Annotated in this window: 9 protein-coding genes and 1 pseudogene; all 10 read left to right on the forward strand. The window is 61.9% G+C overall.

Annotation, left to right across the window (positions count from 1 at the left end):
• Window positions 1-11 precede the first annotated feature (11 nt).
• The 10 genes and pseudogenes from OKW41_RS04855 to OKW41_RS04900 all read left to right on the forward strand — a co-directional run bounded on the left by OKW41_RS04855 (window position 12) and on the right by OKW41_RS04900 (window position 12,665).
• The gene (locus tag OKW41_RS04855) at window positions 12-1,190 is read left to right on the forward strand and encodes a CaiB/BaiF CoA transferase family protein (RefSeq protein WP_429445093.1); all 1,179 of its coding nucleotides are present in this window, start codon (window positions 12-14) and stop codon (window positions 1,188-1,190) included.
• Window positions 1,191-1,205: 15 nt separating this feature from the next.
• Window positions 1,206-2,594 (forward strand): MmgE/PrpD family protein, encoded by a 1,389-nt coding sequence (locus tag OKW41_RS04860; RefSeq protein ID WP_429571734.1) that lies wholly within the window; start codon window positions 1,206-1,208, stop codon window positions 2,592-2,594.
• Window positions 2,591-3,409: an HpcH/HpaI aldolase/citrate lyase family protein gene (locus OKW41_RS04865; RefSeq protein ID WP_429571735.1), complete on the forward strand. Its 819-nt coding sequence runs from the start codon at window positions 2,591-2,593 to the stop codon at window positions 3,407-3,409. Before OKW41_RS04860 ends, OKW41_RS04865 begins: the two co-directional genes overlap by 4 nt.
• A gap of 107 nt (window positions 3,410-3,516) precedes the next feature.
• Window positions 3,517-5,136, forward strand: coding sequence for a glycoside hydrolase family 43 protein (locus OKW41_RS04870; RefSeq protein WP_429571736.1), 1,620 nt, complete (start codon window positions 3,517-3,519; stop codon window positions 5,134-5,136).
• A 48-nt stretch (window positions 5,137-5,184) separates the two neighbouring features.
• Window positions 5,185-6,483, forward strand: coding sequence for an MFS transporter (locus OKW41_RS04875; RefSeq protein WP_429571737.1), 1,299 nt, complete (start codon window positions 5,185-5,187; stop codon window positions 6,481-6,483).
• Between the two features lie 43 nt (window positions 6,484-6,526).
• A pseudogene (locus OKW41_RS04880) lies at window positions 6,527-6,957 on the forward strand (LysR substrate-binding domain-containing protein); the annotation flags it as partial.
• Between the two features lie 298 nt (window positions 6,958-7,255).
• The gene (locus OKW41_RS04885) at window positions 7,256-8,638 is read left to right on the forward strand and encodes an MFS transporter (RefSeq protein WP_429571738.1); all 1,383 of its coding nucleotides are present in this window, start codon (window positions 7,256-7,258) and stop codon (window positions 8,636-8,638) included.
• 114 nt (window positions 8,639-8,752) lie between these two features.
• Window positions 8,753-9,664, forward strand: a complete 912-nt coding sequence (locus tag OKW41_RS04890) for a LysR family transcriptional regulator (RefSeq protein WP_429571739.1) — start codon at window positions 8,753-8,755, stop codon at window positions 9,662-9,664.
• A gap of 172 nt (window positions 9,665-9,836) precedes the next feature.
• Window positions 9,837-11,336, forward strand: coding sequence for an L-piperidine-6-carboxylate dehydrogenase (gene amaB, locus OKW41_RS04895; RefSeq protein WP_429571740.1), 1,500 nt, complete (start codon window positions 9,837-9,839; stop codon window positions 11,334-11,336).
• 156 nt (window positions 11,337-11,492) lie between these two features.
• The gene (locus OKW41_RS04900) at window positions 11,493-12,665 is read left to right on the forward strand and encodes an NAD(P)/FAD-dependent oxidoreductase (protein WP_429571741.1); all 1,173 of its coding nucleotides are present in this window, start codon (window positions 11,493-11,495) and stop codon (window positions 12,663-12,665) included.
• Window positions 12,666-12,717: the final 52 nt, after the last annotated feature.

Consider the following 12,717-nt stretch of genomic DNA (forward strand, 5'->3'; position numbering starts at 1 on the left):
TGGCGGACATCATGAGACCACTCGACGGTATCAAGGTCATCACGCTCGAACACGCGATTGCCGCGCCGTTCTGCACGCGTCAACTGGCCGATCTCGGGGCGCGCGTGATCAAGATCGAACGGCCCGGCGTCGGCGATTTCGCGCGCGGCTATGACGAACGTGTGCATGGGCTGTCGTCGCACTTCGTGTGGACCAATCGCTCGAAGGAGAGTCTTTCGCTAGACCTGAAGCAGCCAGCGGCGGCCGAGATTCTCGATGCGTTGGTTGCCGATGCCGACGTGCTCGTGCAGAACCTCGCGCCAGGCGCGGCCGAACGGCTTGGCCTCGGCTACGACACATTGAGCCACAAGTATCCGAAGTTGATCGTCTGCGATATTTCCGGCTACGGCGCGGACGGTCCGTATCGCGACAAGAAGGCGTACGACCTGCTGATTCAAAGCGAGTCCGGCTTCCTGTCGATCACCGGTTCGCCCGGCGCGCCAGCGAAAGCGGGCTGTTCGATCGCCGATATCGCGGCGGGCATGTACGCGTATTCGAACGTCCTGAGCGCGCTGTTGCAGCGTGGGCGCACAGGGCGCGGTTGCCGCATCGATGTATCGATGCTCGAGAGCATGGTCGAGTGGATGGGTTATCCGCTCTACTACGCGATCGACGGTCAGTCGCAGCCCGCGCTTGCGGGCGCCGCGCATGCAACGATCTATCCTTATGGCCCGTTTCCCGCTGGCGATGGCAAGACGGTCATGCTTGGCCTGCAGAACGAACGGGAATGGAAGCTGTTCTGCGAGCGCGTGCTCGAACAGCCTGAACTGGCAACCGACGAACGCTTTGCATCGAACTCGAAACGCACTGCGGCGCGCGACGCCTTGCGCGAGGTGATCGTCGCGGCGTTCGCGAAGCAGAGCGCGGCGCACGTGATCGATCGACTCGATGAGGCAGGCATCGCGAACGCGCAGATGAATACGCTCGCCGACGTGTGGGCGCATCCGCAACTGAAGGCGCGCGAGCGCTGGCAGGAAGTCGGCACGGCAACGGGGACGATACCCGCATTGCGGCCGCCCGGTCTGCCTTCCGACCTCGAGCCGCGAATGGACCCTGTGCCCACGCTTGGTCAACATACGGAAGCAATTCTGCGTGAGCTTGGCTACGACAATGGGCGTATCGACGCGCTGCGCGCGGCGGGCACGATCTGATTCGGTAACGACCCCATGAACGACCATCCCAGTCTCACGCTTGCCACTTTCGCCGCGCAACTCGACTTCCACCGCATCCCGCACGGGGTCGTCGAGCGTACCGTCAACCTGTACGTCGATTGGCTCGGCTCGGCGCTGGCAGGCAAAGGCGCGCGCCCGGTCGAGACGATCGCGCGGTTCGCACGCACGGCAGCGGGGGCGACGAACGAGGGCCTCTGCGAGGTGCTGATCGACCGCGGTCGCACCACGCCGTATTTCGCCGCGATGATCAACGGCGCGGCATCGCATTTCGCCGAACAGGACGACGTGCACAATGGCTCGGTGTTTCATCCGGCGACCGTGGTGTTTCCGGTTGCGCTCGCGTTGGCACAGGCAAAGCGAGCGTCGGGGCGCGACTTCATCGCGGCGGCGGTGGCGGGATACGAGGTCGGCATTCGCATCGGCGAATTTCTCGGGCGCTCGCACTACAAGGTGTTTCACACCACGGGCACGGTCGGCACGGTCGCGGCCGCGGCAACGGCAGGACGCTTGCTGGGTTTGTTGCCGTCGCGGATGCTCGATGCGTTCGGCTCGGCGGGCACGCAGGCGAGCGGCCTATGGGAATTTCTGCGCGACGCCGCCGACTCGAAGCAACTGCACACCGCGATGGCCGCCGCGAACGGCCTGATGGCCGCGCAACTCGCCGCCGACGGCTTCAAGGGCGCGACGCACATTCTCGAAGGCGCCCAGGGCATGGCCGCGGGCATGTCGAGCGACGCCGATCCGGCGCGCCTCGTCGATCGGCTTGGCAGCCGCTGGGCGACCGCGGAGACGTCGTTCAAGTATCACGCGGCGTGCCGCCATACGCATCCGGCCGCCGATGCGCTGCTCGCCGTCGTGCAGACGCATCGTTTCGCGCCGCGCGACATCGCGAAGGTCGTCGCGCACGTGCATCAAGGCGCGATCGATGTCCTCGGTCCCGTGGTCGCGCCGCGCAGCGTACATCAGGCGAAGTTCAACATGGGCACAGTGCTCGGGCTGGTCGCGCATCACGGCTATGCCGGCGTGACCGAATTCGAGCGGGGTTTCGACGCGAGCGAGATCGCCGCGTTTCGCGACAAGGTCACAATGGCGCTCGACGCTGAAGTCGACGCCGCCTATCCCGCACGCTGGATCGGCAAGGTCACGGTGACGACGACCGACGGCCGCGTGTTCGATGGGCGTGTCGATGAGCCGAAGGGCGATCCAGGCAATACCTTGTCGCGCGACGAGATTGCGACGAAGCTGCATCGGCTGGCGGCGTTTTCGGGTGCGGCTAGCGAAGAGGAGGCGGCGCAACTGCTTCGCCGCGCATGGCATATTGCCGAAGAGAAGCAGATTGGCTCGGTATTCGATGCAACTTCGCGCACGATGGTGGCGGCATGAGCGCGTTGCCCCGGTCGTATCTGTTCGTGCCTGGGAATCGGCCTGAGCGGTTTGACAAGGCCTATGCGGCCGGCGCGGATGCGGTGATTCTCGATCTGGAAGACGCGGTGCAGCCGGATCAGAAGGTGCCGGCGCGTGCGGCGGTTGTGGCCACGGTGTCGGCTAACGCATCGCGGGCCGCCTGGGTGCGTATCAATGGCTCGGATACGCCATGGTTTCCAGATGACGTTGCGGCGCTCGTTGGGCAGACCGGCGTCGCCGGAATCGTGCTGCCGAAGGCTGAGACGCGCGAACAGATCAACGCGGTGCTGGCGAACGCGCATCCGGCGTTGAGCGTGCTGCCGATTGTCGAAACTGCGCGCGGGTTCGCGAATCTTGCGGAGTTATGCAGCGCGCCGCGCGTGCTGCGTATCGTATTCGGTACGCTGGATTTTCAGATCGATCTCGGCATCGATGGGGATGGCGAGGAGTTGCATCTGTTTCGCTCGCAGATCGTGCTTGCGTCGAGGCTGGCTGGCATTGGTGCGCCGGTGGATGGCGTGTCGACGACCATTACCGATGCTGATGCGGTGCAAGCTGATGCGCGGCGCGGCCGGCGGTTCGGTTTCGGCGGCAAGCTTTGCATTCATCCGAAGCAGATCGAGCCGGTGCATCGCGCGTATGCATGGAGTGACGCCGAGGTGGAGTGGGCGCAACGGGTGCTTGCGGTTGTCGAGGCGAGCCATGGCGCCACGGTTGCCGTGGATGGGAGGATGGTCGATATGCCGGTGATTCTGCGGGCGCGGAGGGTTGTGGGCGATTCCGAAAGCTTCTGACAATGCGTTTTTCCGTCGCGCCTTCATTTCGACGGAAAGTCTCGGTGTCGCAACGTTGTCGATAAAGAAGATCTGTTCCTCTCAGCACGTCAAAAAATACCCTCCCGATGAGTACTATTCAAAATCCAGTTCTGCGCGGCTTCAACCCGGATCCTTGCGTGTGCCGTGGCAAGGATGCGTGGTATATCGCGGTTTCAACGTTTGAATGGTATCCGGGCGTTCTCATTTACGAATCAAAAGATTTCGTCAACTGGGAACTCAAGGCCACGCCTCTCGACAGGCTATCGCAATTGAACCTGATCGGAGAGCAGCCGTCCGGAGGCATATGGGCGCCAGCCCTCTCCTATCACGACGGTCTTTATTGGCTCGTCTATACCGACACCAAGGCATGGAAAGGCGAGCAGAAGATCTCCCCGCTTCGTGACATGCACAACTACCTCGTAACCGCCCCGGACATCACCGGACCCTGGTCGGAGCCCGTGCATCTCGTGTCCGGTGGATACGATCCATCCCTGTTCCACGACGAATCTGGCAAAAAGTGGCTCGCCTATATCCGGCGCGATTTCAGAGGTATCTACGAAGACCTGTTCGTCGGAATCGTTCTGCGGGAATACTCGGTGCAGGAGGAAAAGCTGATCGGCGAAGAGCACGTCATCTATAAAGGCGCCAACCTGAAGACCGATTACTTCATGAAATGTCAGATCTACGAGGCTCCGCATTTGCTGAAGAAGGGAGACCGGTACTACCTGACCACAGCGGAGGGGGGCACAGGCTATACACATGCAACGTGTGTATCCAGGTCCCGCGACATTTTCGGTCCATACGAGCTTCATCCTGATACGCCGATGCTCACGTCGCGCGACGCGAATGGACGGATTCAGCGGACCGGCCACGGCAATCTGGTCGAGGGTCCCAACGGCCAGTGGTACATGACGTACCTCGGATCGAGACCAATCGATGCGCACACGAAGCGCTCGCCGCTAGGCCGTGAAACCTGTGTCGCACCTATCGAATGGCATGCCGACTGGCCCCGCCTCGCCAGTGGCGGAGTGGTTCCCGCCGAATCTTTTGCGATCGGCTCGGATATCGAGCAAAGGCTCGACAGCAGTTGGACGATCGATTTCGGACAACGTGCCGCGCTGCCCCTGGAACTGCAGAGTCTGCGCATCCCCATCGGCGACGACTGGTGCAATCTTCACGAACGTCCGGGCTATCTGCGGATAAGGGGGCAAGAGTCGCCGACTTCGCGGTTCCATCAAAGCTTGTTGGCCTGTCGCATCCGTGACTGGCAGTTCGAAGTCGAAACCGCGCTGGAATTTTCACCCAAGTCATATTTGCACATGGCTGGGCTCATGGCGCGTTACGACGAGAACACCTTCTACTATCTGTTCGTCACGCGCGACGACGACGGCACAAAAATCCTGTCCTACATGGAAATGGATGCCGGCAGCTTCGCCTACAGCAATCGACTGGCGACGCTGCCCGAGGCCACCGGGATCGACCTGCGGATTCGCGTCGTGGACGCGAAACTGCGCTTCTTCTATCGCTTGACGCACGGTGACTGGAAGGACCTTGAACTGGAAAAGGATTTCACGAAACTCAGCGATGAATATGCAACCCCCATCGGCTTCACGGGGGCATTCGCAGGTATCACCGTCAACGACATGCTTGGCTTTCGCGAGCCTGCCGATTTCAAGTCGTTCTCTTACCGCCAATTGATCGGCTAAAGCTCGGATTTCGTGTCATCGCTGTCATTTAATAATAAGGAAGATCTCATGCGCTTTCGTTGGAGACATCGCTACCTCGTGCTGCTTATTTTGTTCGCAATTTATCTGCTCTGTTACATGGACAGAATGATCATGGCAGCGGCTATTCCATTCATTGCGTCCGAGTTTCATCTGTCCGCGATGGAAATGGGTGGAATCCTGAGCGCGTTCTTCTTCAGCTACGCGCTATGTCAGATCCCGGCTGGCCTGCTTGCAGACAGATTCGGTCCGCGGCTGATGACGACGATCGGCATCACCTGGTGGACGATTTTCACCGCGCTTACCGGGCTGTGCAATTCGCTCGCCTTGATGCTGGTGGTGCGGGTCGCGTTCGGCATCGGCGAAGCGCTCTTTCCTCCCGCCGCGTTCAAGGCACTGTCGGCGTGGTTCCCAAAGCGCGAAGTGGGACGGGCAACCGGGCTGATGATGACCACTAATGCGCTGGGACCCGCATTGGCGCCACTGTTCGTGGCGGCCGTGATGGCCGCGTGGGGATGGCGCGCGATTTTCACGAGTCTGTTCATACCCGGTGTCGCGATGGCCGTATTCGGCTGGATCTATATCAGAAACAGCCCGAAAGACAGCAAGCACGTTTCGAAGATCGAATTGGAGGAAATCGGTACCAGCGAAAAGTCTTTGTCTGCCTCTGCCGGCAAAGCGGATTTTGCTGGTTTGGTGAAAACGCCGCTGGTCTGGTGGTGCTTCGTCACCTTGTTCGTCTTCAGCATCGCCTCGTGGGGCATCATGAGCTGGTTCCCGACGTATCTGCTGAAAGCGCGCGGCCTTTCGACGGCCAGAATGGGCATTATGGCGTCGGTGCCATTTCTCGTCGGCACGATTGCCTATTGCATCACGGGCTTTCTTTCCGACAAGTTCTTCCGCAATCGTCGCGAATCGCTTGTCGTCCTCGGCTGCGTCGTGGCCGCCATCTTTGCCTATCTGACGGCCCATGCGGAGACCGCGGAAACGGCGGTATTCTTTCAGACGATCGGCTACTTCTTCTCAACCATGGCCGGCTGTTCGCTGTACACCATCCCGAACGTCGCGCTGCCGAACAAGGTCGTCGGGTCGGCAATCGGCTTTGTCAATGCGGCGGGTCAGCTGGCAGGATTTCTTTCCCCGCTGATCGTCGGTTACATCCTGACCAGGACGAATGACGACTTCAATGTCGTATTCCACCTCTTCGTCGGCTGCTTCTTGTTGGCTTCGGTTTCCGCCTGGTTCATCAATACGAGGACGGACCTCAGCGACTCTGCCACGCGGAGCGCCGGCGCAGAAGTGCCCGTGCAGAACCGGACAGCGGGATAAATGGCGCGACGGGGCTTGAGCCGGCGATAATTGCGGCTCAGTCACCGGCTTTGGGCAACGACTCGATCAGTTCATGGATGCGTATCCTGAACTCGAAATCGAGTTCATCGCGCGCGACCATTTCGACGATCTCGTTCTCGAGGGCTTTGACCTTGCGCTGCGGTTCGGCGAGCCGAGGACATCGACTCTCGTCGCACGCAAGCTGTTCGACACGGTCGTGGTGACGGTCGCCGCGCCGTCGTACATCGCGCGACTGGGGCGGCCGGCAAAGCAGGAAGTTCTCGAAGGCCCGAGCCACCGATGCCTGGAATTCCGTAATTCGGAGACAGGAAAGAGGGGCGGTTGATCAATCTCTTTCCCGACTGGGCTGACGAGCGCTATCCCCTCTACGCGTGCTATCGGTCACGGCATCACATGCCGGCGAAGACGCGTGCCTTTCTGGACTTAGTTGTCGAGTTGGCGAACGCTCACTAGCGAGCGGCCGTTACACAAACGGCTTGCATTAATCGACCTCGATGCGCTGCCGCCTTTCGGGTATGCAAATCGCTTCTTTACCATTCCCTTAATCAAACCGGAACACTCACCTCCAAAAAGCCCAATTCCCACCCCACGTCACCTGTCGCACTCTTGAAGCCAACGGCCCTGCACGATCCGACAACGGCCGTTCAGCGCTCTGCCCCGAGCCGCCGCATCGAACGAAGGCGGCCTCGCAGAACTATTCCGCGCTTGCACCTCTCGCCCGCGCGCAGCCTAAAAAGACAGGAGACACAATTTGCCAGCCCCCATCAACTCCGGCGCACGCCTCGACCGCCTGCCGATCACCCGCTTCCACTGGAACATCCTCGGCCTGATCGGCGCGGGTGCTTTCCTCGACGCCTTCGACATCTATCTCGCCAACGGCGCGCTCGCGGCGATGGTCAAAACCGGCTTCACCGATCTCCGCCTCGGCTCGTTCTTCATCTCCGCGACCTTCATGGGCATGATGATCGGCGCGGGGCTGGCAGGCTATCTCGGCGACCGCTTCGGTCGACGCTATTCGTATCAGGCCAATCTCGCGATCTTCGGCATCGCATCGCTCGCCGCCTGCTTCGCGCCGAACATCTACTGGCTGATCCTGCTGCGCTTCGTCATGGGCATCGGTCTTGGCGCCGAACTCGTGGTCGCGGCCGGCACGCTGTGTGAGTTCGTGCCACCCGCCACACGCGGCCGCTGGACCGCGCTGCTCGCGCTGATCATCAACTCCGGTCTGCTCGGCGCGACCGCAGTCGGCTATTGGGTAATTCCACATCTCGGCTGGCGCTACATGTTCGCGATCGCGGGGGTTGGCGCGATGGTCGTGTGGTTCCTGCGGCATCGGATGCCGGAGTCGCCGCGCTGGCTCGAAACGGTCAGCCGGCTCGAAGAGGCGGAGGCCACCGTCTCGGCAATCGAGCGACAGGTCGAGGCGCGCGTCGGCAAGCTGCCGCCGGTTTCGCGCGTGGTCAGTCACGAGGTGCCGGCCGCGCCGTTCTCGGCGCTGTTCGCGCGCGGCATGATCGGCCGCACGCTGCTCGCCGCGCTGACCTGCATGGCGATCAACATGTCGCTGTACGGTTTCGTCGCGTGGCTGCCGACGTTCTTCGTCAAGGAAGGTCTGACCATCGTGCAGTCGCTCGGCTTCGTGCTGCTGATGTCGTTCGGTGCGCCGGCCGGCGCTGTCGTCGGTTATTTCGTGACGGACCGCCTGGGGCGACGCAACGGCATCGTGCTGTTCTCGCTTGCAACGATCGTGCTCGGCTTCGTCTACGTGCAGATGCGCGCGCCAGTGCCGATCGCGGTCGTCGGTTTCGCGCTCGTCACGACGATCTACACGGTCTGCACGCTCGGCCTGTTCGGCTATATCCCCGAGCTGTTTCCGACCGCGCATCGCTTGCGCGGCACCGGCGTGGCCGGCACGTGCGGCCGCGCGGCGTCGATGTCGACACCCTACGTCGCGCTGCTGCTCTACACGGAGTTCGGCGTGACGGGTGTGCTGACGATGGTCGGTGGCGTGCTGTTGTTGCTGAGTATCGCGATTCTCGCGCTGCGCATCGAAACGAGTCAGCAGACGCTCGAAGAGATTTCGCTCGATGCCGAGCTGATACCGCAAGCGGAGATGATGCGAGAGTCGGCTTAAGCCGTGCGCGCATCAAGGTGATCTGTCGATTCGGATCTTTCCCCGGCTAAATTTTCACTGTACCCGGTTAAGATGAAAGTTTGCTTTGCGCATGCTTCGCTAGCAGCTTTCATCATGCACTTCGATTTCGTAGATTTACGCCTGCTCCTGCATATCGCCGACACGCGCAACCTCGCGCGTGCGGCGGAGCGTTCGCACCTGTCGGCGCCGGCCGCCAGCAACCGGGTCAAGAATCTCGAGGAGCAGCTCGGCATCAAGCTGCTCTATCGAACCAGCCAGGGCGTGACGCCGACACCCGCGGGCGAAGCCTTCGTGCATCACGCGCGGCTCGTGCTCGAACGCGTCGAGCATCTGGCCGGCGACATGCAGGAGTATGGCGAGGGCATCAAGGGCCACGTGCGCATCTGGGCCAACACGACCGCGATCAGCGAGTTTCTGCCGGCCGTGCTGAGCCGTTTCCTGCGCGATCACCCGGACGTGAACATCGATCTGCGCGAAGTGCTGAGCGGCGAGATCGTCAAGGGCGTCGCCGACAGCGCGACCGATATCGGGATCGTCGCGGGCAATGTGCATGCCGAGCATCTGCAGATGCTGCCATATCGCGACGATCGGCTCGTGCTGGTTACGTCGTGCGAGCATCCGTTCGCGAGACAAGCGTCGATCGATTTTTCGCAGGTGCTGAACGCGAACTTCGTGAGCCTGCCGACGTCGAGCGCGATTCACGCGTTCATCACGAGTGCCGCCGATGCGCTCGGCGCGCGTCTCAAACTTCGCATCCAGGTCGGCAACTTCGAGGCCGCGTGCCGGATGATCGAGGCCGGTGTCGGAATCGGCATCGTGCCGGAGTCGGTCGCGCTGCGGCACAGAAAGACGATGCAGATCGCGATCGTCGGCCTGAACGATCCGTGGGCCGTGCGCAAGCTGAAGATCTGCGTGCGCAGTCTGAAGGACTTGCCGCCGTTCGCGCGTGTGCTCGTCGACCGGTTGATGGCGGTGCTGGAGGAGGATGGCGGGCCAGATGCTTGACGCGCGAGCGTGACACCCGCCCGAAGTCTGACGAAGTTTCCTTCTGGAAACAGCGCCCCCCCTTTTGTCAACCGGTATTTCACTCCCCAAGCATCTTCTTGCCGCCACAAAAACCCGCGTGTATAGTTTCCGAACTTACTCTTGTTTCGTATCGGAAATTAAAGGGGTTCACATGGACGCGTCCACTATCCTCGCCCATCTCGGCATTGCCCAAGCCTCGCAAGCCGGCGATATCGCCGTTCATTCGCCGATCACCGGCGAGCTCATCGGCCGTGTGGCCAGCCAGACGGCGGTCGAGGTCGACGCGGCGCTCGCCCGGGCCAAAGACGCGTTTGCCGTGTGGCGTAACGTGCCGGCGCCGCGCCGCGGCGAGCTGGTGCGGCTGCTCGGTAATCGGCTGCGCGAACAGAAGCAGGCGCTCGGCAGCCTCGTCTCGCTGGAGACGGGCAAGATCCTGCAGGAAGGCATGGGCGAAGTGCAGGAAATGATCGACATCTGCGATTTCGCGGTCGGTCTGTCGCGTCAGTTGTACGGTTTGACGATCGCGTCCGAGCGCCCGGGTCATCGGATGGCGGAGTCGTGGCATCCGCTCGGCACCTGCGTCGTGATTTCGGCGTTCAATTTCCCGGTGGCGGTCTGGTCATGGAATGCGGCGCTCGCGCTGGTGTGCGGCAACGCGGTGATCTGGAAGCCGTCGGAAAAGACACCACTCTCGGCGCTGGCCGTGAACAGGATTCTCGAAGACGCGCTGAAGGAATTCGGCGACACGCCAGCCGGCCTGGCCGCGTTGATCAACGGCGGACGCGACGTGGGCGAAAAGCTCGTGGCCGATCCGCGCGCGTCGATCGTCAGCGCGACGGGCAGCACGGAAATGGGTCGCAAGGTTGGCGTCGAAGTGGCGAAGCGCTTCGGCCGCTCGCTGCTCGAACTCGGTGGCAACAACGCCGGCATCGTCACGCAGACGGCCGACCATGAACTCGCGATGCGCGGCATCCTGTTCTCGGCGGTCGGTACGGCCGGTCAGCGCTGCACGACGTTGCGGCGTCTGTTCGTGCACGACAGCGTGTACGAGAAGACCGTCGAGCGTCTGAAGCAGTTGTATAGCCGCGTGCCGATCGGCAATCCGCTCGAAAAGGGCACGCTGATGGGGCCGCTGATCGACCGTCAATCGTTCGACCGCATGCAGGAAGCGCTGCAGCAGGCGAAGGCCGAGGGCGGCAAGGTGTTCGGCGGCGAGCGAGTCGAAGTGAAGGGTTATGAGGGCGGCTACTACGTGCGTCCGGCCATCGTCGAGATGCCGTCGCAAACGTCGGTCGTGCTGAAGGAAACGTTCGCGCCAATTCTGTACGTGCTGCGCTATGCCGATTTCGCCGATGCGGTCGAGGCGAACAATGCAGCGCATCACGGCTTGTCGTCGTGCGTGTTCACGAGCGACCTGCGCGAAGCGGAACGCTTCCTGTCCGCTTCGGGTAGCGACTGCGGCATCGCGAACGTCAATATCGGACCGAGCGGCGCGGAGATCGGCGGTGCGTTTGGCGGCGAAAAGGAAACGGGCGGCGGGCGCGAGTCGGGTTCGGATGCATGGAAGGCTTATATGCGTCGCGCGACCAATACCGTGAACTACTCGTCGGCGTTGCCGCTTGCGCAGGGTATCGACTTCAATCTCGACTGAGCGCGCAAGTGTGACGTCGTGAACGATGGCGGCGCATCGCGTTGATGCCGGTGCGCCGCCGTCGCCGTCCGGCGCGCCACAGCCGCGCGTTCCAGATAGCAATCCGTTTGCGCCGCCCGGCGTTCCGGAGCGGCCACGTTACTCGTGGAGTAAGACGTGAGTTCGAAAGTCGTGATCGTCGGCGGTGGGGTGATCGGCAGTTCGATTGCGTATTTCTTGCGGCTGTCCGATCCGACAGTCGGCGTCACGGTAATCGAGCGCGATCCGACCTATGCGCGTTCGTCGTCGGCCTTGTCGGCGGCGTCGATCCGGCAGCAGTTTTCTACGCCGCTTTCCATTCAGATGTCGCTGTTCGGCATCGAGTTTCTTCGCTCGATCGGCGAGCGGCTCGAAGTCGACGGCACCCGGCCCTCGATCGATCTGCACGAAGGCGGCTACCTGTTTCTCGCGACACCTGCCGGTGAAGCGACGCTGCGCGAGAATCACGCGCTGCAAAAAAGCCTCGGCGCGGATATCAGCCTGCTCGACACGCATGGCTTGCAAACGCGCTTCCCTTGGCTCAATACCAACGACCTCGTTGCCGGCGCTTATGGCGAAAGCGGCGAGGGCTGGTTCGACGGCTACGGTTTAGTACAGGCGCTGCGCAAGAAAGCGCAGGCGCTCGGCGCGCGCTATGTCGCGGCAGACGTCACCGCGCTCCATCGCGAGGGCAATCGCGTCACGCATGTACAAACCGCTGACGGTGAGACCTATGCTTGCGACGTCGTCGTCAACGCGGCCGGCGCATGGTCGCGCAAGGTCGCACAGATGGTCGGCATCGATCTGCCCGTCTATGCGCGGCGGCGCAGTATCTTCAACGTCACGTCGCCGGCAAAGCTTGAACGCTGTCCGCTGCTGATCGATCCGAGCGGCGTGTACTTCCGGCCTGAAGGCAATTCGTATATTTGCGGCACGTCGCCGTCGGCCGATAACGATCCCGACGATCTACCGCTCGATGAAGTCGATCACGTGCTATTCGACGACGTGATCTGGCCGACGCTCGCCAATCGCGTGCCGCAATTCGAGGCGCTGCGCGTGCAGAACTGCTGGTCCGGCTATTACGAATACAACGTGCTCGATCAGAACGCGATCATTGGCCATCACCCGGATATCGATAACTGCATTTTCGCGAACGGCTTCAGCGGCCACGGTTTGCAGCAAGGGCCAGCCACCGGACGCGGCATCAGCGAATTGATTCTGCATGGCCGCTATGCGACGCTCGATCTCAGTTCACTAAGCTTTACGCGCGTGCTCGAAAACCGGCCGATCATCGAAAAGAACGTGGTGTAGCGCCTTATATGGCTCGATGCGCGGGTCATGCGAAAAACGCAATAAGTAGTGC

The organism is Paraburkholderia sp. UCT70, assembly GCF_050434085.1.
In the GTDB taxonomy this organism is placed as follows: domain Bacteria; phylum Pseudomonadota; class Gammaproteobacteria; order Burkholderiales; family Burkholderiaceae; genus Paraburkholderia; species Paraburkholderia tuberum.

Coding starts and splice junctions, on each gene's coding strand:
- amaB (WP_429571740.1), top strand. CDS start 9,837: ATGGACGCGTCCACTATCCTCGCCCATCTCGGCATTGCCCAAGCCTCG.
- OKW41_RS04870 (WP_429571736.1), top strand. CDS start 3,517: ATGAGTACTATTCAAAATCCAGTTCTGCGCGGCTTCAACCCGGATCCT.
- OKW41_RS04865 (WP_429571735.1), top strand. CDS start 2,591: ATGAGCGCGTTGCCCCGGTCGTATCTGTTCGTGCCTGGGAATCGGCCT.
- OKW41_RS04875 (WP_429571737.1), top strand. CDS start 5,185: ATGCGCTTTCGTTGGAGACATCGCTACCTCGTGCTGCTTATTTTGTTC.
- OKW41_RS04855 (WP_429445093.1), top strand. CDS start 12: ATGAGACCACTCGACGGTATCAAGGTCATCACGCTCGAACACGCGATT.
- OKW41_RS04890 (WP_429571739.1), top strand. CDS start 8,753: ATGCACTTCGATTTCGTAGATTTACGCCTGCTCCTGCATATCGCCGAC.
- OKW41_RS04860 (WP_429571734.1), top strand. CDS start 1,206: ATGAACGACCATCCCAGTCTCACGCTTGCCACTTTCGCCGCGCAACTC.